At 71.5% G+C, this 22,212-nt stretch carries 20 protein-coding genes; 8 read left to right on the forward strand and 12 right to left on the reverse strand.

Translation table 11 applies throughout. The annotated features are described in order from the left end of the window. Nucleotides 1-39: 39 nt before the first annotated feature. Together DEJ02_RS11595 and DEJ02_RS11600 are read right to left on the reverse strand one after the other, a co-directional pair. Entirely contained in the window at nt 40-642 is a 603-nt protein-coding gene (locus tag DEJ02_RS11595) for a histidine phosphatase family protein (protein ID WP_027464756.1), read from the reverse strand. An 8-nt stretch (nt 643-650) separates the two neighbouring features. Then, nucleotides 651-1,985 (reverse strand): pitrilysin family protein, encoded by a 1,335-nt coding sequence (locus DEJ02_RS11600; protein ID WP_111033187.1) that lies wholly within the window; start codon nt 1,983-1,985, stop codon nt 651-653. A 251-nt stretch (nt 1,986-2,236) separates the two neighbouring features. On the opposite strand from DEJ02_RS11600, the gene DEJ02_RS11605 reads away from it, so the two are divergent. Together DEJ02_RS11605 and DEJ02_RS11610 are read left to right on the forward strand one after the other, a co-directional pair. Beyond that, a complete protein-coding gene (locus DEJ02_RS11605; RefSeq protein ID WP_110891918.1) occupies nt 2,237-2,884 on the forward strand; it encodes a TetR/AcrR family transcriptional regulator in 648 nt (215 codons plus the stop codon). Nucleotides 2,885-3,171: 287 nt separating this feature from the next. Then, nucleotides 3,172-3,699 (forward strand): YbhB/YbcL family Raf kinase inhibitor-like protein, encoded by a 528-nt coding sequence (locus DEJ02_RS11610; protein ID WP_111033188.1) that lies wholly within the window; start codon nt 3,172-3,174, stop codon nt 3,697-3,699. A gap of 184 nt (nt 3,700-3,883) precedes the next feature. On the opposite strand, the gene DEJ02_RS11615 is transcribed toward DEJ02_RS11610, so the two are convergent. After that, the gene (locus DEJ02_RS11615) at nt 3,884-6,163 is read right to left on the reverse strand and encodes a polyribonucleotide nucleotidyltransferase (RefSeq protein ID WP_110864729.1); all 2,280 of its coding nucleotides are present in this window, start codon (nt 6,161-6,163) and stop codon (nt 3,884-3,886) included. Nucleotides 6,164-6,444: 281 nt separating this feature from the next. Between DEJ02_RS11615 and DEJ02_RS11620 the strand changes: the two genes are divergently transcribed. Continuing rightward, the gene (locus tag DEJ02_RS11620; protein WP_111033189.1) at nt 6,445-7,662 is read left to right on the forward strand and encodes a hypothetical protein; all 1,218 of its coding nucleotides are present in this window, start codon (nt 6,445-6,447) and stop codon (nt 7,660-7,662) included. Between the two features lie 19 nt (nt 7,663-7,681). Here the strand turns inward: DEJ02_RS11620 and DEJ02_RS11625 are convergent, their stop codons facing one another. The 3 genes from DEJ02_RS11625 to DEJ02_RS11635 form a co-directional block, all read right to left on the reverse strand. Next, nucleotides 7,682-8,299, reverse strand: a complete 618-nt coding sequence (locus tag DEJ02_RS11625; RefSeq protein ID WP_071245007.1) for a CE1759 family FMN reductase — start codon at nt 8,297-8,299, stop codon at nt 7,682-7,684. A 335-nt stretch (nt 8,300-8,634) separates the two neighbouring features. Further along, nucleotides 8,635-8,904, reverse strand: coding sequence for a 30S ribosomal protein S15 (gene rpsO / locus DEJ02_RS11630; protein WP_017885935.1), 270 nt, complete (start codon nt 8,902-8,904; stop codon nt 8,635-8,637). Between the two features lie 100 nt (nt 8,905-9,004). Next, nucleotides 9,005-9,454, reverse strand: a complete 450-nt coding sequence (locus tag DEJ02_RS11635; RefSeq protein ID WP_084741173.1) for a VanZ family protein — start codon at nt 9,452-9,454, stop codon at nt 9,005-9,007. A 182-nt stretch (nt 9,455-9,636) separates the two neighbouring features. Here DEJ02_RS11635 and DEJ02_RS11640 point away from each other — a divergent pair, with 182 nt between their 5' ends. Genes DEJ02_RS11640 through DEJ02_RS11650 form a run of 3 tightly spaced genes read left to right on the forward strand, consistent with a single transcriptional unit; the run spans nt 9,637 to nt 12,118 of the window. Further along, nucleotides 9,637-10,713 (forward strand): glycoside hydrolase family 6 protein, encoded by a 1,077-nt coding sequence (locus tag DEJ02_RS11640; RefSeq protein WP_128781326.1) that lies wholly within the window; start codon nt 9,637-9,639, stop codon nt 10,711-10,713. A 56-nt stretch (nt 10,714-10,769) separates the two neighbouring features. Next, nucleotides 10,770-11,819, forward strand: a complete 1,050-nt coding sequence (locus DEJ02_RS11645; RefSeq protein WP_111033191.1) for a M4 family metallopeptidase — start codon at nt 10,770-10,772, stop codon at nt 11,817-11,819. Nucleotides 11,820-11,848: 29 nt separating this feature from the next. Beyond that, nucleotides 11,849-12,118 (forward strand): protealysin inhibitor emfourin, encoded by a 270-nt coding sequence (locus tag DEJ02_RS11650; RefSeq protein ID WP_111033192.1) that lies wholly within the window; start codon nt 11,849-11,851, stop codon nt 12,116-12,118. Nucleotides 12,119-12,268: 150 nt separating this feature from the next. Here DEJ02_RS11650 and DEJ02_RS11655 read toward each other — a convergent pair whose 3' ends face one another. The 3 genes from DEJ02_RS11655 to DEJ02_RS11665 form a co-directional block, all read right to left on the reverse strand. Next, nucleotides 12,269-14,512: an ATP-binding domain-containing protein gene (locus tag DEJ02_RS11655; RefSeq protein WP_241660464.1), complete on the reverse strand. Its 2,244-nt coding sequence runs from the start codon at nt 14,510-14,512 to the stop codon at nt 12,269-12,271. A gap of 78 nt (nt 14,513-14,590) precedes the next feature. Continuing rightward, nucleotides 14,591-15,427, reverse strand: a complete 837-nt coding sequence (locus DEJ02_RS11660) for an aldo/keto reductase (RefSeq protein WP_027464743.1) — start codon at nt 15,425-15,427, stop codon at nt 14,591-14,593. Continuing rightward, nucleotides 15,427-15,798 carry an FKBP-type peptidyl-prolyl cis-trans isomerase gene (locus tag DEJ02_RS11665; protein WP_173035534.1) on the reverse strand — a complete coding sequence of 124 codons (372 nt, stop codon included), beginning with the start codon at nt 15,796-15,798 and terminating at the stop codon, nt 15,427-15,429. Before DEJ02_RS11665 ends, DEJ02_RS11660 begins: the two co-directional genes overlap by 1 nt. Nucleotides 15,799-15,867: 69 nt before the next feature. Here DEJ02_RS11665 and DEJ02_RS11670 point away from each other — a divergent pair, with 69 nt between their 5' ends. Continuing rightward, nucleotides 15,868-17,187 (forward strand): MFS transporter, encoded by a 1,320-nt coding sequence (locus DEJ02_RS11670; RefSeq protein ID WP_111033194.1) that lies wholly within the window; start codon nt 15,868-15,870, stop codon nt 17,185-17,187. 191 nt (nt 17,188-17,378) lie between these two features. Further along, the gene (locus tag DEJ02_RS11675) at nt 17,379-18,464 is read left to right on the forward strand and encodes a YihY/virulence factor BrkB family protein (protein WP_111033195.1); all 1,086 of its coding nucleotides are present in this window, start codon (nt 17,379-17,381) and stop codon (nt 18,462-18,464) included. A gap of 59 nt (nt 18,465-18,523) precedes the next feature. On the opposite strand, the gene DEJ02_RS11680 is transcribed toward DEJ02_RS11675, so the two are convergent. The 3 genes from DEJ02_RS11680 to DEJ02_RS11690 form a co-directional block, all read right to left on the reverse strand. Beyond that, entirely contained in the window at nt 18,524-20,008 is a 1,485-nt protein-coding gene (locus DEJ02_RS11680; RefSeq protein ID WP_111023188.1) for an aspartate ammonia-lyase, read from the reverse strand. 555 nt (nt 20,009-20,563) lie between these two features. Then, nucleotides 20,564-20,860 carry a hypothetical protein gene (locus tag DEJ02_RS11685; protein ID WP_111030495.1) on the reverse strand — a complete coding sequence of 99 codons (297 nt, stop codon included), beginning with the start codon at nt 20,858-20,860 and terminating at the stop codon, nt 20,564-20,566. Continuing rightward, nucleotides 20,860-22,116: an inorganic phosphate transporter gene (locus DEJ02_RS11690; protein ID WP_035807670.1), complete on the reverse strand. Its 1,257-nt coding sequence runs from the start codon at nt 22,114-22,116 to the stop codon at nt 20,860-20,862. The genes DEJ02_RS11685 and DEJ02_RS11690 overlap by 1 nt, the downstream gene beginning before the upstream one ends. Nucleotides 22,117-22,212: the final 96 nt, after the last annotated feature.

Below are 22,212 nucleotides of genomic sequence, written 5' to 3' on the forward strand. Positions count from 1 at the left end.
GCCTCCCGGCCGCGCCGCCGCGGACCGGACGGGCAGCCGCTAGACGGGCTGGTCGACGGGCAGACCCGTGCGCAGTTCCACCGGCAGGTGGGCCAGGTCGTTCAGCGTGACGACCTCGGCGGGCTTCGCCGAACGGATCCGGATGATCGTGAGCGCGGTGTGGGCGACGTTCGTGCCCATCCAGCGCCACTCGGGGGCCTGGAACGCCTCGCGCACGAACCAGCCGATCACGGCGTTGTGGGTGATCAGCAGGTCGTGCCGGTCCTCGCGCGCGGGGGTGAACCACTCCGACACGGCGTCGCCCATCTGAGCCTGCCCGGCGACGATCTCCTCTTCGGTGATGCCGCCGTACCAGCCCTGGTAGGCGTGCGGCATGTCCGGGGTCGGGCCCGAGGGGATGCAGTCGAACAGCAAAGTGGAGGGCTCGGGCTGGATCGACGGCAGGCGCTGCGACAGGAACGCGGCGGTCTCGCTCGGGGCCTCGAGTGGCGAGTGGTACACGCCGTCGAACGGCACGCCACCGAGACGGTCCGCGATCAGGGTCGCCTGACGCTTGCCGCGTTCGGAGAGCTTGCCGTCCCGCAGGCCGTGTTCGGCGTCCTGGTGTTCGCCGTGCCGGACGAGGTACAGGTAGTGCGACATGTCCGTGCTCAGCTGCCGATCCCGATGGCCGCGGCGAGTTCGTCCTGCTGCACGGCACCGACGACCGAGGTGATCGTCGGGCGGGTGAGCAGGTCGCGTGCGAGTTCGAGCACGCCGTCGGTCGTGACGCCGTCGACACGCTCGAGCGCCGTCGACAGGTCGGTGTACTCGCCGGTGCCGAGCTCGGAGCGGCCGAGGCGGGTCATGCGGGCGTCGGAGTCCTCGAGCGAGAGCGTCAGCGCGCCCTCGATCTGGCCCTTGGCACGTCGGAGCTCGTCGTCGGTGATGCCGTGGTCGACCATCCGGCGGAACTCGGCGTCGACGATGTCGATGACACCGGCGACGTTGTCCGGCGCACAGCCCGCGTAGACACCGAACGCACCGTTGTCCAGGTAGGCCGGGGCGAACGACGACACCGCGTAGGCCAGACCGCGGCGCTCACGGACCTCCTGGAAGAGACGCGAACTCATGCCGCCACCGAGCACGGCGTTCAGGACGCTGAGCGAGGGACGGCGGTCGTCGCGCAGGTCGAGGCCCTGCGAGCCGCGGAGCATGCTGACCTGCTCGGTCGGGCGGTGCACCACCGTCAGCTTCGCCTCGACCGGGTCGGCCACGGTCTCGGGCGTGCGGCGCGGCAGCGGCTCGGCGTCCGGGGCGTCGTGGAAGACGCCGGCGACGAGCTCGCAGAACCGGTCGTGGTCGACGGCACCGGCGGCGGTGACGACGATGCCGTTCGGCGCGTAGTGCTCGCGGTAGTGGGCCAGCACCTCGTCGCGCTGGACCGCACGGATGCTGTCCGGGGTGCCGCCGATCGGACGGCCAAGGGGGTGTCCACCGAAGGCCGCGGCGAAGAACGCCTCGCCCGCGAGGTCGGCCGGATCGTCGGCGGCCATCGCGAGTTCTTCGAGGATGACCCCGCGCTCGACGGCGAAGGCGTCCGGTTCGAGCACCGAGCCGGTGACCATGTCACCGATGACGTTCACGGCCATCGGGACGTCGGTGTCCCGGACCCGTGCGTAGTAGCAGGTGTACTCCTTGGCGGTCGCAGCGTTGTGCTCACCGCCGACCGAGTCGAACGCGATGGCGATGTCGAGCGCCGACCGGGTCTCGGTGCCCTTGAAGAGCAGGTGTTCGAGGAAGTGCGTCGACCCGAACTGCCCGTCGCGCTCGTCACGCGAACCGACGCCGACCCAGAACCCGATGCTCGTTGACGCGGCACCCGGCACCGCCTCGGTCAGCACACGGACGCCCGAGGGCAGCACGGTGCGACGGACGAAGGCCCCGCCGGACGTCAGGAACGACGTGTCCGGGGCCCCGAGCGGCAGTGGCACTGGCTGGTTCATCGCAGACGAGCCTAGTGATCCGTCGATGCCTCCCGCCCAGTTTCCCGGTCTCGGTCGCGTGCCACTCGAAGTGGGGTACAGAAAATGTGGACAGACCGACTCGTCTGTCTGTCCTCCTTGTGCTACTGTTGGCCACGCCGGATCGAAAGCCCCCCTAAGTTCCGATCCGGCGGCTCGGGACATCAGTCCTGCGCGACCACCGAGTCCCCCCACTCCGGTCGCGGAGCCGATGAGTCCGAGGAGTACACGCTGTGACGGTCGATTCCCCCCAACCGGCCGTCCAGCGTCTCCCCGGCCCGAGCACGAACCTCGCGTCGCCGGACGGGTCGAGCGTCCCCCCGACTCCCCGCTCCGGCGGCGCGAAGGTCCGTGTCCTCGAGACCGCCACGCGACTCTTCTACGAAGAGGGCATCCACAGCGTCGGCGTCGACCGTCTCATCTCCGAGGCGAGCGTCACGAAGGCGACGTTCTACAAGCACTACGGGTCGAAGGACAACCTGATCCTGGCTTACATCCGCACCCAGCACGAGCGCGTGCAGGAGCGGATGGAGCAGCTCATCGCCGACGCCGGCTCCCCCGAGCGGGCCGTCCGCGCGTGGGTCGCCGCGCTGGCCGACGACGTCAACGACCCGGCATTCCGCGGCTGTGCGTTCCTGCACGCCGCCGCCGAGTACCACGACCCGCGCGACCCGGTCCGCCAGGTCGTCGCCGTGCACCGCGACTGGTACACCGAGCGACTCGCGACGCTGCTGCAGGAGGCCGGACACCCCCTGCCCGGCGACGGTGCCGACGAGCTCATGCTCGCGCGCGACGGTGCGATGGCCGGCGCGTACGCCGGTGACGCGATCGCCGCCACCGCCGCGCTCAACCGCGTGGTCGACCGGGTGCTCGCGGGCTGACGCCAGGCTCTCCGCCAGCGCTGTCACCGTCGGCTGTCGGCTGTCACTGTCACTGTCGCGAAAGCGGCAGATCACCGCGAACCGTTCGCGGCATCCTGTCGCCTTCGCGGCACGGACGCACCCGCGCGACGCACATCCGTCGCTTCCGCGGGGCGGCCGAGGCGACCGCGGGCGGACGGGAGGCCCGTGGCGGCGCCGCACCGCGCCTCCAGGCCGTCACGTGCGAACTCCCACAGCCCCGCGCGCGCACCGAGCGCAGCCCGAGCCGGCGGGTGTTGGCTGGGGGCATGGCCAACGACCCCAACTGGAACCTGCCCGACGTCCCGTCCTTCACCCTGACGAGCCCCGACTTCACCGACGGAGGCGAGCTGCCCACCTCGGCACGCGGCTCCGACGTCGGCGGTGAGGACCGCTCCCCCGCACTCGAGTGGTCGGACGCGCCCGAGGGCACGAAGAGCTTCGTCCTGACCGTCTACGACCCCGATGCCCCGACCGGCTCGGGCTTCTGGCACTGGAGCCTGACGGACATCCCGGGCTCGGCGACCTCGCTCCCCGCAGGTGCCGGCACCGACGACGCCCTGCTGCCCGCCGAGGCACTCCGCCGCCGCAACGAGTTCGGCACGGACACGTTCCTCGGGGCTGCTCCGCCCGCGGGCCACGGTGTGCACCGCTACTTCTTCACGCTGAGCGCCCTCGACGTCCCCGTGCTCGAGGTCCCCGCCGACGCGACCCCCGCGGTGGTGGGCTTCATGCTCCGCGGGCACCTGCTCGGGCGCGCCCAGCTCATGGGCACGCAGGAGACCCCCGCGGCCTGACGGGCACGCGTGGCACGGTGCCGCGATCGTTCGCGCACAGCGACCGTTCACGCGGCGCCGTGCCCGTGAGGTGTCGCTGGCCGCGAAAGCACGCGCGGCCAAAACGCACACACGCCCCGCAACGGCGAACGGCCGCCGCCCCGGAAGGGACGGCGGCCGTTCGTGCGTCAGGACGCGGAGAGGATCAGCCCTCGGCCGGGTCCTCGGCGTGGGCGCGGACCGTCTCGGCCGAGGTGGAGTCACCCTCGGTCTCGTCGGCCACGACCGGCGCGAGCGACAGCTTGCCGCGGTCGTCCACCTTGGTGACCTCGACGAGGACCTTCTGGCCGACGCCGAGCACGTCTTCGACGTTCTCCACACGCTTGCCACCGGCGAGCTTGCGGACCTCGGAGACGTGGAGCAGACCGTCACGGCCCGGGAGCAGCGACACGAAGGCGCCGAAGGTGGCGATCTTCACGACGGTGCCGAGGAACTGGTCCCCGATCTCCGGGTTGGTCGGGTTCGCGATCGCGTTGACCTGGGCACGAGCGGCCTCGGCCGACGGACCGTCGACGGCGCCGATGTAGACGGTGCCGTTGTCCTCGATCGAGATGTCGGCACCGGTGGTGTCCTGGATCCCGTTGATCGTCTTGCCCTTCGGGCCGATCAGCTCGCCGATCTTGTCGACGGGGATCTGCACCGAGATGACGCGAGGAGCGGTGTCCGCCATCTCGTCGGGGGCGTCGATGGCCTCGTTCAGCACACCGAGGATGGCCGAGCGGGCCTCCTTGGCCTGCTTGAGCGCCGCGTCGAGCACCGTCGACGGGATGCCGTCGAGCTTGGTGTCGAGCTGGATCGCGGTGACGAACTCCGAGGTACCGGCGACCTTGAAGTCCATGTCGCCGAGGGCGTCTTCCGCACCGAGGATGTCGGTCAGGGCCGCGTAGCGGGTCTGGCCGTCGACGGTGTCGGAGACCAGGCCCATCGCGATGCCGGCAACCGGGGCCTTGAGGGGCACACCGGCGTTGAGCAGCGAGAGGGTCGAGGCGCAGACGGAACCCATCGAGGTCGAGCCGTTGGAGCTGAGCGCCTCGGAGACCTGACGGATGGCGTAGGGGAACTCGTCACGCGACGGCAGCACCGGCACGAGGGCGCGCTCGGCGAGGAAGCCGTGCCCGATCTCGCGACGCTTCGGCGAACCCACGCGGCCGGTCTCACCGGTCGAGTAGGGCGGGAAGTTGTAGTGGTGCAGGTAGCGCTTCTTCGTGACGGGCGACAGCGAGTCGATCTGCTGCTCCATCTTGAGCATGTTCAGCGTGGTGACGCCGAGGATCTGCGTCTCGCCGCGCTGGAAGATCGCCGAACCGTGGACGCGCGGGATCACGGCGACCTCGGCGTCGAGCGGACGGATGTCGGCGAGGCCGCGGCCGTCCATGCGGATCTGCTCGGTCAGGATGCGGCCGCGGACGACCTTCTTCGTGACCGACTTGTACGCGGCGCCGACCTGCGAGTTGGCGACCTCGGGCAGCGAGCCCGCGGTGACCTGCTCGGCGATGGCGGCCTTGACGCGCGACTTGAGCGCGTCGTCGGCGTCCTGACGCTCGGTCTTGGCGGCGATCTTGTAGACGTCACCGAGCTCGGAGAGCGCGAGTGCCTCGACGGCGGAGTAGACCTCGGGCGCGTACGGCGGGAAGACCGGGAAGTCCTGGATCTCCTTGGCCGACTGCGCGGCGAGCTTGGCCTGCGCGTCGACGAGGGACTTGAGGAACGGCTTCGCCGCCTCGAGGCCCTGCGCGACGATGGCCTCGTCGGGCTTGGTGGCGCCGCCCTGGATGAGGTCCCAGGCGTGCTCGGTGGCTTCCGCCTCGACCATCATGATCGCGACGTCCTCGTTGCCGGCTTCGTCCGTGACGACACGACCGGCGACGGTCAGGTCGAACACGGCGTCGGCGAGCTGCGAGGCCTTCGGGAACGCGACCCACTGGTCGCCGATGAGCGCGAGGCGCACACCGGCGATCGGGCCGGAGAACGGCAGACCGGAGATCTGCGTCGACGCGGACGCGGCGTTGATCGCCAGCGCGTCGTAGAACTCGTCCGGAGCGATGCTCAGGACGGTGATGACGATCTGCACCTCGTTGCGGAGGCCGTCGACGAACGACGGACGCAGCGGCCGGTCGATCAGACGGCAGACGAGGATGGCCTCGGTCGACGGACGGCCTTCGCGACGGAAGAACGAACCGGGGATCTTGCCGGCGGCGTAGGAACGCTCCTCGACGTCGACGGTCAGCGGGAAGAAGTCGAAGCCCTCACGCGGGTGCTTGCCGGCGCTGGTGGCCGAGAGGAGCATCGTTTCCTCGTCCAGGTACGCGGCGACCGCGCCCTGGGCCTGCTGTGCGAGCCGACCGGTCTCGAACCGGACGGTGCGCTTGCCGTACTTGCCGTTGTCGATGACGGCTTCGGCGAACTTGATCTCGGGACCCTCCAAAAGGGCGCCTCCTTGATGTGTTTCCGGCAGGCCGTGGCGACGGCACTCGATGGTGCGTGCGCGCCGATCGTTCCGGACGCATGTCTGGCCAGCAGTAGAAGCACTCGGGAAACCGTTCCGGCCCGCGAGCCACCACCGATGACCAGCTCCGTGCCCGGCCTGCGCAGTGTTGTGTGTGACGTCCGGGGAATGAGTCCTCGGACACGATGGACTTTACCAGTCCTCAGGCTGTCGGCGGCGCGGCTCGCTGGACTCCTGGTGAACATCGGTAGCCTGCCGACATGCGCCTCACCCCCTCGCGGGGCGTGCTCGTCGCGGCCGCCGTGGTCGTCGGCGCGCTCGTCGCCCCAGCCCTGACCGCTGCCCCCGCGAACGCCACCGAGTACCCCACCTGGCAGGACGTCCAGCGCGCCAAGGGCAACGAGACCGCCAAGCGCGCCGAGGTGCAGAAGGTGCAGGCGGCGCTGCAGTCGGCGCAGGACGAAGCCGCCGCGAAGTCGCAGGCCGCCCTGGTGGCCTCGTCGAAGGCGGACGCGGCCGAGTCGGAGCTGGCGTCGGCCACCCAGGCCGCCACGAGCCTCCAGGCCCAGGCGCAGCACGCGAGCGAGACGGCGGACCGGGCCCAGCAGCGGGCCGGCCAACTGGCCGCGAACCTGTACCGCGACGGCAGCACGAACCAGATGACCACCCGCATCGCGACCGCGAAGAACCCGGACCAGCTGCTCTACCAGCTCGGCGCGCTCGACCAGCTGTCGGAAACCTGGTCCGGTGTCATGGACGAGGCGTCCGTCGCGGCCGGCACGGCGTCGTCGCTGCACGAGCAGGCCGAGCGAGCCGAGACGGAACGCGCGACGCGCGCGCAGGCGGCCGAGGAACGCTCGGCCGCGGCGAAGTCGGCGGAACAGGCGGCGGACGCCGCCGTCGAGTCGACGGAGCAGCACAGCGACGAGCTGTACGCGCAGCTCGCGTCGCTCAAGGACAGCACCGCGAAGCAGGAGGCCGGGTACGAGCTCGGCCAGCGGGTCGCCGCGCAGAAGGCGGAGCAGCAGCGCAAGCGGGCCGCAGCGGCGGCGGCCGAGGCGGAGGCGAACGCGAACGCGGCGAACGCCAGCAGCAGCGCTTCCAGCGGCGGCGCGACCAGCGGCGGCACCGGCTCGTCCTACCCGAGCACCGGGGGCGTCGCCGTGGACCCCGCGGCCGCGCAGGCCTACGCACGGAGCGCGCTCGGATCGTACGGGTGGGGCTCCGACCAGTTCTCGTGCCTGGTGTCGCTCTGGACGCAGGAGTCCGGGTGGCGGGCGAACGCCCTGAACGCCTCGAGCGGCGCCTACGGCATCCCGCAGTCGCTGCCGGCCGAGAAGATGGCGGTCGCCGGAGCAGACTGGCGCACCAACGCGAACACGCAGATCGACTGGGGGCTCGCGTACATCAAGAGCGCCTACGGATCACCCTGCGGGGCGTGGGGCCACGAGATGAGCGTCAACCCGCACTGGTACTGAGCCAGGGGCCGGCCGGCGGTCAGTGACCGAGGCCGCCGAGCAGGCTCGCGAAGTCCGGGGTCGCGGGGAGCGCATCGGCTTCCTGCGGGGCCCGCCTGGAGGCCCGGATCGCCCAGGCCAGGTCGGCTCCGGCCCGGCGGATGCGACCGTCCAGGGCGGCCGCGTCACCGTCGGTCCCCCAGTCGTCGGTCGCGGCGAAGACCCCCGTGGGCACGATCGCCGCGCGCAGGTACGCGAAGACCGGCCGGAGGGCGTGGTCGATCGCGAGGGAGTGCCGCGAGGTCCCGCCGGTGGCACCGAGCAGGACGGGCATGTCGGCCATCGAGTCCTTGTCGAGCACGTCCAGGAACGACTTCGCGAGTCCGCTGACGCCCGCGGTGAAGATCGGCGTGACGAACACGACGGCGTCGGCCTCGACCACGGCGGCCATCGCTGCGGAGAGCGCCGGGGCCGCGAAGCCGGTGAGCATCGCGTCGGTGATCTCGTGCGCGAGCGGCCGGAGTTCGACGTGCACGACGTGTGCCGGGGTGCCCTCGGCGACGAGCGACGCGACGGCGGCCTCGCCCAGACGGTCGGCGAGCAGGCGGGTGGAGCTGGGCTCGGAGAGTCCGGCGGAGACGACGGCGATGGTGGTCATGATGCTTCCCGACTTTCGATGCGTTTGCATGAACATAGCATCCAACCGGGCTCCCCTCGCAACCATTCCCGCCATCGAACAGCGTGCCGATCGGTCACGACTCCCCGCGCGGTGACTGCGGAGCGGTCACGAAGTGTCGACTGGGACCGTTGTGGCCGACGAGTCGTGACCGCCGCACGAGCGCGGGCGACGTGTCGTGACCGACCTCGCGACCGACCGAGGACGGAGCGCGGTCGGGGCGGGGCCCCGCCGAGCGCCGAACGCCCCGCGGAACGAAGAACGCCCCGGTCCTCTCGAAGAGGTCCGGGGCGTTCGGTCAAGCGTGTGTCGGTCGACTAGCGACGCAGGCCGAGGCGCTCGATGAGCGTGCGGTAGCGGGCGATGTCGACGTCGGAGAGGTAGCCGAGGAGACGGCGACGCTGACCGACCATGAGGAGCAGGCCACGACGCGAGTGGTGGTCGTGCTTGTGCTCCTTGAGGTGCTCGTTCAGGTCGTTGATACGACGCGTCAGAACGGCGACCTGGACCTCGGGGGATCCGGTGTCGCCCGGGTGGGTCGCGTACTCTTCGATGATCTCCTGCTTGACCTGTGCGTCAAGTGCCATGGTGATCCCCTTCCTGTCCGTTGCGCGGTGCCCGTGCCTGATGCACGAGCGCTCTTTGTCCGCGGCCGTTCGACGGCAACCGCACAAGACTACCAGAGTCCTAGGCGGTCCTGGGGTGCAGACGGCGTCGGCGACGACGCTCCGGCAGCAGGCTGCGGACGAGTCCGACCAGCGTCGCGCCGAGCAGTCCGCCGAGGCCGTTCGACAGCACGTCGCGCGGGTCCGCCACGCGGTACGGCAGGTAGGTGGCCTGCGCGAACTCGATGCCCGTGGACAGGGCGACCGCGACGAGCGCGCCGAGGATCCACCAGCGCCGGGGCAACCACAGCGCCGCGAGCATCCCCACGGGCACGAACATCGCGATGTTGGCGAGGAACTCGGTGCGCTCGTACGTGAACCAGGCACCGTGCGGCAGCTGCTGCACCCAGGCGATCGCGTGCAGCACGAGGGAGTTCTGGGCCGAGGTGAAGACCTGCGGGGTCAGCGTCATCCGCCAGATCACCCAGGCGTAGCCCGCGGTCAGGGCGAGGAGGAGGAGTCGACGGAACATCCGCACAGTGTGCTGCACGGTCCTGCGCGGTCGCTGGAGCGCTCCTGTCAGCCGTCGGTGCGACACCTGGGCGATCGCGGATCGGCGCTGGTCAGGACTCCCCCGCACCTGTCAGCATGGGTCCGGGCGCGATCGGTGCCCGCACCACCGACACCGCACGGTCAGATCAGGAGCACCGCAGCATGCCGGAGCACGAGGCACCCAGCACCCCACGCCGCAACCGCACCGGCGGCCTGCGGCAGTGGGGGTGGATCGCCGCTGCGGCCGTCGTCGTCGCCGCGGTCGTCACGACCCTCGTGGTCGTCGGCCCGTGGAACGGCGGCCAGCCGGACGGCGACCGTACCCCGAGCGGCCGCAGCGTCGCCGAGCGGAAGTCCGCGGCCGAGGCGTTCCCGGGCGGGCTCGCGCGCCAGCCGACCGCCGTGAACCAGGCCGGCCTCCGCGAGCGCCAGGCCCGGGCCGAGGGCGACGCCGAGACCGCCGAGCAGATCGCGGTGATCGCCGACCAGCCGATCGCGACCTGGCTGACGAACACCTCGCGGGCCGAGACCCGCTCGACGATCCGGTCGGTGGTCAGCACGGCGGAGGAACGTGGGGGCACCCCCGTGTTCGTCCTCTACAACATCCCGGACCGTGACTGCGGCAGCTACTCGAAGGGCGGCACCGAGGACGACGCCTACCTGCCGTGGGTCCGGTCCGCCGTCCGTGCGATGGCCGGTTCGCACGCCGTCGTGCTCGTCGAACCCGACTCGATCGCCCAGATCCAGAACTGCGAGCGGCTGCGCGACGAACGCCTGCCCCTGCTGCGGAAGGCCGTCGACGCGCTGACCGGCCACGGGCTCACCGTGTACCTGGACGGCGGCAACGAGAACCGCGTGCCGACCGCGACCATGGCGGACTGGCTGCGGCAGGCCGGCGTCGACGAGGTGCAGGGCTTCTTCACGAACGTGTCGAACTTCTACCGCGTCGACCAGGAGCGCGCGTACGCCGACGAGCTCGCCGACGCGATCGGCGGCGACCCGCACTTCGTCATCGACGTCTCGCGCAACGGGCAGGGGTGGCGGGGCACCTGGTGCAACCCCGAGGGTGCCGGCCTCGGCCAGGAGCCGCACGTCACCGGCGGCAGCACCCGACTCGACGCCCTGCTCTGGGTGAAGACGCCGGGGCTCAGCGACGGCACCTGCAACGGTGGCCCCGCAGCCGGCCAGTGGTGGGAGTCGTACGCGCTGGCCCTCGTCGAGCACCGCAAGCGCGACTGACCGCCGCCCGACAGCCCGCGCAGGGCCGTGTCGGTGCCCGGTGGTTGCATGTGCGCATGACCGCGACCGACCGCATCCGCTCCGTCGTCCCGCCCTACCTGCTCCGCGCCGTCGCCGGTGCCGACGCGTTCCCCCGGGCGGCCTCGGCGGCACGCACCGCACTGGCCTCGCTCGACGCCGTGCAGGCGCCGAAGCACGAGCACCTGGTCGCACCGCGCGGCGTCAGCGGCGCCGTCGACCGCTCGCCGCAGCGGACGATCACCGACGCGCACGGCACCACGACGCTGCCCGGCACCGTCGTCCGGCGCGAGGGTGACGCCGACTCCGGTGACGCCGCGGTCGACGAGGCGTACGCGGGCCTCGGCGCCACGCACGCCTTCTGGCTCGAGGTGTTCGACCGGGTGTCGATCGACGGTGCCGGGCTCCCCCTCGACGCGACCGTGCACTACGGCCAGGACTACGACAACGCCTACTGGGACGGCCGCCGGATGGTGTTCGGCGACGGCGACGACGAGGTGTTCCGCCGCTTCACCGTCGCGCTCGACGTCATCGGCCACGAGCTGGCGCACGGCGTCACGCAGTACACCGCCGACCTGACCTACCAGGGCCAGTCGGGCGCCCTCAACGAGTCGATCAGCGACGTCTTCGGCTCCCTGGTCGCCCAGTACGCGGCGGGGCAGACGGCGGAGCAGGCGAGCTGGCTCATCGGCGAGGGGCTGTTCACCGACGCCGTGCAGGGCGACGCGCTCCGGTCGATGCGGGCCCCCGGCACCGCGTACGACGACCCGGTGCTCGGGAAGGACCCGCAGCCGGCGACCATGGCCGGCTTCGTCGTCACCACGGACGACGCCGGCGGGGTCCACACGAACTCCGGCATCCCGAACCACGCGTTCTTCCTGGCGGCCACGGCCATCGGCGGCCCCGCGTGGCTGGGCGCCGGTGCCGTCTGGTGGGACGCTCTGACGTCGCCCGAGGTGACCGCCTCGATCGACTTCGCGGGCTTCGCCACCGTCAGCGTCGACGCGGCCGGGCGGCGGTTCGGGGACGGTTCCGCCGAGCAGACCGCGGTCCGTCAGGCCTGGCAGCAGGTGGGCGTGCTCGACTGAGCAGGCCACCCGGGCGTAGCGTCGCGGGCATGCGCATCGAGGTCCGCCGCTCCGGGGGCTTCGCCGGCACCACACGGCGCTGGCGGGTCGACACCGACACGAGCAGCGACCCCACGGCGTGGTCCGACGTCGTCGACGCGCTGCGGCGTACCCCGGCACCGACGGCCGAGCCCGTCCCCGACGACTTCAGCTGGACGATCACCGTCGAGCGCACCACCGTGACGATCCCGGGTCGCCGCCTCGACGGCCCGTGGGCCGACCTGGTCGCGCGGGTGCGGTCCGAAGGCGACCCGACCTGAGCCGGGAGGCCCGTGGCGGACCCGCACCGGGCCTCCCGTCCGCCCCGCGGGGACGCCACCGCCCACCGATCGTGCGCAGGAACGGTCGCGTGGGACCGACGGACCCGACCGTTCCTGCTCACGAAGTGCGCGGGGACACGCGCACGACCGTCAGTCGACGTCGATGACCGTCAGGCGACGGGTCGGACGCGTCATCGCGACGTACACCGCGGCGGCGGCACGGGCGGCGTCGGCACCCACGCCGTCCGGGTCGACGAGCAGCACGCCGTCGAACTCCAGACCCTTGGCGTCCGCACCCGTCAGCACCGTGAGCGAGCCGGCGTTCGGCGAGGCGAGGCCCCGGACGTCCGCCTCGGTGCGGGCGAGCCGCTGCCGGACCGTGTCGACCTGGGCCTCGGGCACGATGACGCCGATGGTGCCGGATCCGATCCGGGCACGCTCGGCGTCGGCAACGGCCACGACGGTGTCGAGCAGGTCGGCCCGGGCGACGCGGACGCGCTCGACGGGGTCACCGTCTCGAACGGCCTCGTTGCGGGTGACCGTGAGGCCGGCGCTGTCCGCGAAGGCCCCGGCGGCCTCGACGATGGAGCGCGGGGTGCGGTAGTTCACCGTGAGCTGCTCGATGCGGTGGTCGAGCGGCACCTGCGGCGCACGGCCGCGTCGGCGACGCGCGAGCGCCCCGATGACGTCGTCCCAGGTGCGTGCGGCACCGGGCGAGGAACCCTGCGCCATGTCGCCGACGATCGTGAAGGAGCGCAGCGGGTTGCGGCGGGCGAGCACGCGCCACTGCATCGGCGAGAGCTCCTGCGCTTCGTCGACGACGATGTGCCCGTAGGTCCACTCGCGGTCGTCGGCGGCGCGCTCGGCGGTGGAGCGGGGGTCGCCGCCCTCGGCGAACGAGCCGGCGACCTGCTCGGCGCTGACGATGCCCTCGACGCCCATGTTCTCGATGGCCTGGCGGGCGTTCTCGATGTCACGGTTCCGGCTGGCCTTCGCCGCGCGCTTGGCGGCGCCGCCGGTCGGGTCGAACGGGCCGAGCAGTTCGGCGGCCTCGTCGAGCAGGGGGACGTCCTCGACGGTCCAGGCCGTGCCGCGGGCGCGCTGCAGCAGGGCGCGGCGCTCCGGGGTCCAGTCGGGGGTGAGCGACGCGAGCCAGTTCGGCCGGGCGTAGAGGTCCTCGAGGAACTTCTCCGGTGGCAGGGGCAGCCACGCGGTGTTGAGCAGCACACGGGCGTCGTACGAACTCCGGATGTCCTCGCGCAGGACCTTCTCGTCGGCCTCGTCCACCGTGGTGCCGCGCTCCCGCAGCTGCTCGGCGAGCAGGCGGGTCATCGCGTCGAGGGCGGTCTTGTTGAACGTGACGCGGGCGGCGTTGTGCGGCTTGCCGCGGTCCTGCGCGCGCTTCATGGCGTCGGCGACGAGCTGCGGCGGCACGACGAGCCGCTCGCCCTCGATGTCGAGCGTGACCGACTCGGTCGGCACGACCTGGCGCGAGCGCACGGCCCGGCGCAGCAGGGACGCCATCTGCGCGGCGCCCTTCACGGCAGCGACGTCGCGGGTGTCGTGCGTCGTCGCGTGCACGCCCGGGTAGAGCGAGCCGAGCGACGCCATCACGACACCGGTCTCGCCGAGCGACGGGAGCACCTGCTCGATGTACGTCAGGAACGCCGGGGACGGGCCGACCATGAGCACGCCGGAGCCCCGCAGCCGTTCGCGGTACGAGTACAGCAGGTAGGCGGCCCGGTGCAGCGCCACGGCGGTCTTGCCGGTGCCGGGGCCGCCCTGCACGATGAGCACGCCCTCGAGCGGGGAGCGGATGATGCGGTCCTGCTCACCCTGGATCGTCGCGACGATGTCGGTCATCCGGCCGGTGCGTTCGGCGGTCACCGCGGCGAGCAGCGCCCCCTCGCCCTGCAGGTGGGTGCGCTCGTCGTCGTAGAGCGAGGCGTCGAACACCTCGTCCTCGACGCCGACCACGCGACGGCCCTGCAGGGACAGGTGCCGGCGGGAGCGCATGCCCATCGGGTGCGCCGCGGTGGCCTGGTAGAAGGCGCTCGCACCGGGGACGCGCCAGTCGAGCAGCAGCGGCCGGTGCTCGGCGTCGCGGAGCCCCACGCGGCCGATGTAGCGGAAGGTGTCGTCGGGGTTGTCGGGCTCGGCGACCTCGAGCCGGCCGAAGACCAGACGGTCCCCCACCCGCTCGAGCGTCGCGACGGTGTCCTCGTAGAGCCGCGCGTACGCGTCGCGCTCGCTGCGGCTCTGGTGGTTCCCGCCGACCGCCTGTCGGCGGGTCTCGGCGAGGCGCTGTTCGGCCTCGGCGGTCAGCTCGTCGAGACGACGGAAGAGGCCGTCGACGTAGCCGCGTTCACGGTCGATCTCGGTCGGTTCGGACACACGCAACCCTTCGGGAAGAGGGGGAACCAGTGTACTGCCCACCGGGAGCCCCGCTGTCCCCGAAGGGTCGCGTCGGAGTCACATCTCTTCGTGCGTGTCCGGGTCGCCGTCCCACAGACGACCGCGCTCGAGCGCGGAGATCGCCTGCACCTCGTCGTCGGTCAGCTCGAAGCCGAAGACGTCGAGGTTCTCCTTCTGGCGGGCGGCGTCGCCCGACTTCGGCACCGGCACGGCACCGAGCTGGACGTGCCAGCGCAGCACGACCTGGCCGGGTGCCACACCGTGCGCCGCGGCGGCGTCGACGATCGGCTGCTCGGTGAGCAGTTCCGACCGCTTCGCGAGCGGGCTCCAGCTCTCGGTCACGATGCCGAGCTCCTGGTGCACCTTCCGCAGTTCCGCCTGGGGGAAGTACGGGTGCAGCTCCACCTGGTTGACGGCCGGGGCGACCCCGGTGGCGTCGACGATGCGGCGGAGGTGCTCCGGCGTGAAGTTCGAGACGCCGATCGAGCGGACCTTGCCGCTGTCGCGGAGGTCGACGAACGCCTTCCAGGTGTCGACGAACTTGTCCACCGACGGGTTCGGCCAGTGGATCAGGTACAGGTCGACGTGGTCGAGCCCCAGGTTGCCGAGGGTCTCGTCGATCGAGCGGTGCGCCTCGTCGTAGCCGTGGTGCCGGCCGGGGAGCTTCGACGTGACGACGAGGTCCTCGCGCGCCACCTCGGATTCGCGGACGGCCTTGCCGACGGCGTCCTCGTTGCCGTAGTTCAGCGCCGTGTCGAGCAGCCGGTAGCCGCTCGCGATCGCGGTGCCGACCGCCGCCGCGCCCTCGTCGCCGTTCAGGCCGTAGGTGCCGAGGCCGAGCTCCGGGAACCGGTGGCCGTCGTTCAGCTCGATCGTCGGGGCACCGACCTGCATCAGCGGACCCCGAGCAGGTCGATCACGAAGATGAGGGTCTTGCCGGACAGGAAGTGGCCACCACCGGCGGGGCCGTAGGCGAGCTCCGGCGGGACGACGAGCTTGCGGCGACCGCCGACCTTCATGCCGGGGATGCCCTCCTGCCAGCCGCGCACCAGGGCCGCGAGCGGGAAGTCGATGGGCTCGCCGCGGTTCCAGGAGCTGTCGAACTCCTCGCCGGTCTCGTACTCGACGCCGGCGTAGTGGACCTTGACGGTCGAGCCGGCGGACGCTTCCTCGCCGGAACCCTCGACGATGTCGGTGATGACGAGCTCGGTGGGGGCGGGGCCCTCGGGGGCGTCGAACTCGGGCTTGCTGTTCAGGTCAGTCATGCGGATCAGTCAACCAGAGCGCGCACCGGGCACACGCAACGAGCGTCCAGCCCGCAGAATGGTTCCACCGTGACACCATCGACTCCCGCACCGCCGCGCCGCCGCCTGCTCGCCGATCTCACCCCGCTCCGCCGCTCCCCCGCCTTTGCACGGCTCTGGGCCGGCACGGCGATCGCCGGCATCGGTACCCAGATGACCACCGTCGCCGTCGGGCTCGAGGTCTACGAGATCACCCGCTCGACCTTCGCCGTGGCCCTGGTGGGTGTCATCGCGCTCGTGCCGATGATCGTCGCCGGGCTGTACGGCGGGATGCTCGCGGACGCCTTCGACCGACGCCTCGTCGCGCTCGTGTCGTCGATCATCGCGTGGGTCGCCGTCGCCCTGATCGCCACGCACGCCTGGCTCGACCTGCACAGCGTCGCACTGCTCTACGTGCTCGCGACGGTCAACGCCGTGGCCGCCACCGTCAGCAACGCCTCCCGCTCGGCCATCGTCCCGCGGCTCGTCGGCACCGACCTGCTGCCCGCGGCGAGCGCCCTGGGCGGGATCGCGTCCGGGTTCCAGGTCACCGTGGGCCCGGCGATCGCCGGTGTGCTCATCGCGAGCGTCGGGTTCGCGCCGACGTACACGATCGACGTCGTGCTGTTCACGTTCGCGTTCCTCGGGGTGTTCACGCTGCCCCGGATGGCCGCCGACCACGACGCACTGCGGCCGGGGCTCGGCTCGCTCATCGAGGGCGCGAAGTTCCTGCGGCGGTCGCGCAACATCACGATGACGTTCGTGCTCGACATCATCGCGATGACCTTCGGGCAGCCACGTGTGCTGTTCCCCGCGATCGGAGCGCTCGTCATCGGCGGCGGGTCGATCACCGTCGGCACCCTGACTGCCGCGTACGCGATCGGGGCGCTGCTGTCGAGCGTGTTCTCCGGGCCGCTCGGGCACGTCCGACGCCAGGGTGAGGCCGTCGGCTGGGCCATCACGGCGTACGGCGGGGCGATCGCGGCCTTCGGTGTGGTCATCGCGCTGGCGCACGTGCTCGGCGGCCGCTCGGGCGAGGCGTTCGGGGTCGAGATCCTGCCGGCGCTCGGGCTCGCGGCGCTGTTCCTGGCGATGGCCGGCGGTGCGGACAACGTCAGCTCGGTGTTCCGGAACACGATCCTGCAGGCGGCGTCGCCGGACGGCATGCGCGGTCGGCTGCAGGGCATCTTCATCGTGGTGGTCACGGGCGGCCCGCGGCTCGGCGACCTGTACGCCGGCCTGGTCGTCGCGGCCGGCATCGCGTACCCGCCGGTCATCGGCGGCGTGCTGATCGTCGGCCTCGTCGCGCTGCTGCTCCGGATGGTCCCGTCGTTCCGCCGCTACGACGCCCTGCACCCCCACGCCAACTGACGGCGGGCCGCGGTCGAGTGCGGGTCCGCAAGACACCGGTGTTCGCGCGTGGAACACCCGCGTTCCGCGGTGCGGAGCGTGAACACCGGTGTCTTGCAGGAGCTCGCGACGCGACCGAAGGGCGGACGGGAGGCGCGGGGCGGGCCCGCCACGGGCCTCCAGGCCGTCACGTGTCGGGTACCGTACGACACATGCCGGACAGCGCATCGCGCGACCTCCAGCGGACGGGAGTCCGCGCCGTCGTCCGGCGCACCTACCACTCGGTCATCCGGCACCGCGTCGTCGACGCGGCCGCGTCGCTGACGTTCTTCGCGCTGCTGACGGTGTTCCCGACCGCGCTGGCGGTCGTGTCGGCGCTGTCCATCGTCGACCGCAAGGGCGACAGCCTGACCGACATCGTCGAGGTCCTCGGGTTCATCGTCCGTCCCGAGACCGCCGAGCACCTCGAGGGGCCGCTCCGGCAGCTGCTGACCCTGGACAACCCGTGGCTCGGGTTCACGATCGGCGTCGTGCTGACGCTCTGGTCGCTGTCCGGCTACGCGACGGCGTTCGGGCGGGCGATGAACACCGCCTACGAGGTCGAGGAGGGCCGGCGGATCTGGAAGTTCCGCAGCATGATGCTCCTCGTCACGCTGCTCGTCATGGGCGGCGGTGCCGTGGCCATCGTCATCCTGCTCGGGACGCCGACGATCTCCGAGGCCGTGATCCGGCAGCTCGGGTGGGCGCCCTGGATCGACGACGTGTGGAACGTGGTGAAGTGGCCCGTGCTGGCGGCCGACCTCGTCGTGATGGTGGCGGTGCTCTACTACGCGACGCCGAACGTGAAGACCCCGCAGCTGCGGTGGGTGTCGGCCGGTGCCGCGTTCGCGATCGTGACCTGGGCCATCGCCACGGTGGGGTTCGCGCTCTACGTGGAGACCCTCGGTGGCGGGAACCGCGCCTACGGGTGGCTCGGTGGCGCGATCCTGCTGCTCGTGTACCTGTACATCTCGAACTTCGTGCTCGTGGTCGGCGGGGAGCTCGACTCCGAGGTGATCCGGATGCGGCAGCTGCTCGCCGGCATCGAGGCGGACGAGTCGATCCGGCTGCCGCTGCGCGACGTCACGCGGAACTTCACGCTCGCGCGCTGGCGGGACCAGGACATCGCGGCCGCGCAGCACGTCCGGGCCGAGGCCGCGCGGGTGGCCGAGGAAGAGGACGCCGAGCTGACCCCGAACGAGGAGCACCTGCGGGCGATGGCGCAGCAGGTGCGGGTGGGCGAGCGGCCGCTGCCCTGACGGGGGTGTGTGTGCGTGCGGTGCTTGTGCGCGCGTACTTGTGGCGCGGACGCTCCGCGTCAGCGCTTGCGCGCCTCGGCGTCCAGCATCTCCTCGGTGACGATCGGGATCGCGCCCGTCGCCAGCTCGATCCCCGACAGCCGCGCCGGGCTGAGCACCCGCATGACCTGGTCCTCGTCCATCAGCCCAGCGGCCACGACGAGCGTCGAGATCGGCGTCGAGGTGGTCAGCGCCGTGTGCGCGATCGACGCCGCGGCAGCGTACCCGATGTACGGCGTCAGCGCGGTGACGACGCCGACGTTCGTGTCGACCTGGGCCGCGAGCTTCGCCTCGTTCGCCTCGATGCCGACGACGCAGTGCTCGCGCAGGGTCGCGCAGCCGCGGGACATCCACTGCAGCGACTGCAGGATCGAGTGGGCGATGATCGGCTCGAAGGCGTTGAGCTGCAGCTGCCCGCTCTCCGCCGCCATCGTCACGGTGGTGTCGGCCCCGGCGACCGCGTAGGCGATCTGGTTCACGACCTCGGGGATCACCGGGTTGACCTTGCCCGGCATGATCGACGAACCGGCCTGGCGAGCAGGCAACGTGATCTCGCCGAGACCCGCCTGCGGGCCGGACGACAGCAGCCGCAGGTCGTTGCAGATCTTCGAGAGCTTCGCGGCGCTGCGCTTCACCGTGCCGGACAGGGTCATGAACGCACCGGCGTCACTCGTCGCCTCGATGAGGTCGGGGGCGGTGACGACGTCGATGCCGCTCGCCTCCTGCAGCTGTCGGCGGACCTCGTCGCGGTAGAGCGGGTCCGCGGTGATCCCGGTGCCGATCGCCGTCGCGCCGAGGTTCATCTCGGCGAGCAGCGGCATCACCTTGCGGAGCAGGTCAGCGTCCTCCTGGATCGTGTGCGAGAACCCGGTGAACTCCTGCCCGAGGGTCATCGGCACGGCGTCCTGCAGCTGCGTCCGGCCCACCTTCAGCACGTCGGCGAAGGCGCGGCCCCGCTCGGCGAACGCCGCGGAGAGCTCCTCGAGCTGCACGATCAGACGTCGGACCCCGAAGATCATCGCGATCTTGATGCTCGTCGGGTACGTGTCGTTCGTGGACTGGCTGCGGTTCACGTGGTCGATCGGGTGCAGGTACGCGTAGTCGCCCCGCTCCCGGCCCAGGAGTTCGAGGGCCCGGTTCGCGAGCACCTCGTTCGTGTTCATGTTCGTGCTCGTCCCGGCGCCGCCCTGCACGACGTCGACGACGAACTGCTCGCGGAGTGCTCCGTCGCGGACCTCCTGCGCTGCACGGTCGATCGCGTCGGCGCGCTCTTCGTCGAGGACACCGATCGCCCGGTTCGCCCGCGCCGCCGCCTGCTTCACCGTGACGAGCGCCTCGATGAGGTCCGGGTACACGGCGATCGGCACGGAGGTGATCGGGAAGTTCTCGAGTGCCCGCAACGTGTTGATGCCCCAGTACGCGTCGTTCGGGACCTCCCGTGATCCCAGCGAGTCGCTCTCGGTCCTCGTCGTCGTCGTCACAGGTGCCTCCTCGTTGCCGGTCACACGTCGAGGCTAGTCCCGTCCGTCCGGCCGGTCCGGGAACGCGCCGGGGCTGGGCGGAGCGGGCGGCGGGCCCGCGCGAGCGGGCGGAATGCCGCGGTCGCCTCGGCAACGCACGCTGGCATTTCGCCCACTCGCCCGGGGACCGCCTGGAGGCCCGGTGCCAGGCCGCCACGGGCCTCCCGTCCGACCCGCCCGCGCACTTCGTGAGCAGAAGGGGTCGGGTCCCACCCGGCGACGCGACATCTTCTGCTCACCAAGCGCGCCGCCTGCGAGCGGGCGGAATGCCGGGGTCACCTCAGCACGCACGGCGGCATTTCGCCCGCTCGCCCGCGACGGCCTGGAGGCGCGGTGCCAGGCCGCCACGCGCCTCCCGTCCGTCCGCCCGCGCACTTCGTGAGCAGAAGGGGTCGGGTCACGGACGGGGACGCGACATCTTCTGCTCACCAAACGCGCCGCCCGCGTGCGCGGGCGCGACGAACCCGCGACGAGTGAGCAGAAGACGCCGGGTCGCGAGGGGCGACCCGGCGTCTTCTGCTCACACGGTGAGCGTGCCCGTCAGTGGAACTGCGGGACGATGAGGTAGATGCCGTAGAGCACGACGGCGCCGCACACGACGAAGCACGCGATGGCCGCGGCGCGGAGCGCGCGTGCGGCCGCCGAGGCTCCGGCGGGGTTCGGGAAGCCGGCGGTCGCCGGGCCGATCGTGCCGTCCTCCTTCACGGTGAACTTGCCTTCGCGGGTGTCGGCGGCGCTCCAGAGACGGAGGCCGACCGAGTACACGGCGACGACGAAGCACGACGAGACCACGGCGACGAGCGCCACGGTGAGGAATGCGAACCAGTCGATGCCCATCAGCGACGGCCTCCCTTGCGGGCCGCCATGCGACGGAGCGTGCGCTCGCGGCTCAGTTCGGCGCGACGCTGGGCGACCGCGTCGGCACGCTTCTTGCGCTGCATGTCACGCAGCTCCTTGCGGGTCAGGACCGCGTTCGCGGCGACGTCGACCTCGATCGCGGAGGCCTGCTCGTGCGGCTTGCGGAGCGACCACAGGTACAGGCCGAGGATGACGACGGCACCGATCACGGCGTCGAGCACGAGCCCGATGACGCCGAGGCGGGCGATGCCCGAGGCGACCGCACCGACCGCGGCGGCCGCGGGCAGGGTGATGAACCAGGCGATGACGATCTTGCCGGCGGTCGACCACTGGATCTTCGAGCCGCGGCGGCCGAGCCCGGCGCCGATGATGGAGCCCGAGGACACCTGCGTTGTCGACAGCGCGAAGCCGAGGTGGCTGGAGGCGAGGATCGTCGCGGCGGTCGAGGCCTCGGCTGCGAAGCCCTGCGTCGCACGGATCTCGGTGATGCCCGAGCCGAGTGTGCGGATGATGCGCCAGCCGCCCGTGTAGGTACCGAGAGCGATCGCGAGGGCACAGGCGACGACGACCCAGAACTGCACGCCCTGGTTCGACGACTGCGCGCCCGAGGCGATGAGCGTCAGCGTGATGACACCCATCGTCTTCTGCGCGTCGTTGGTGCCGTGTGCCAGGGACACCATCGAGCTGGTGAAGACCTGCCCGATGCGGAACCCGCCGCGCTCGTTCGGGAACACCGGACGCTTCGTGATCCGGTACGCGATGCGCGTCGACAGGAACGACACGAGCGCGGCGATCACGGGCGAGGCGAACGCCGGGATGATCACCACCGTCAGCAGCGCGACGTAGTTGACCGACTGGAACCCGGCACCGACGATCGCGGCACCGATCAGCCCGCCGAACAGCGCGTGCGACGACGACGACGGCAGCCCGCGGAGCCACGTGATCATGTTCCAGACGACTGCCCCGATCAGGCCCGCGAAGATCATCTCCGGGCTGATGGCGACGCCACCGGGCCCCTCGTTGATCAACCCGTGCGAGATCGACGTCGCCACGGCGGTGCTGAGGAACGCACCGACCAGGTTGAGCACCGCAGCGACGGTGACCGCCACCTTGGGCTTCATGGCGCCGGTCGCGATCGGGGTCGCCATCGCGTTGGCGGTGTCGTGAAAACCGTTTGTGAAGTCGAAGAAGAGGGCCAACGCGATGACCAGGACGACTATGAGTGTGATGTCCACCGCGGGCAAGTGTCCCAGGCGTCGGCCCTTCGAGCAAACCTGATCGTCCACCTGTTGTTCACCGCAGCTTCACACTCGTTCAGCTTCGGAACCATG

Source organism: Curtobacterium sp. MCLR17_042, assembly GCF_003234695.1.
Taxonomy (GTDB): domain Bacteria; phylum Actinomycetota; class Actinomycetes; order Actinomycetales; family Microbacteriaceae; genus Curtobacterium; species Curtobacterium flaccumfaciens.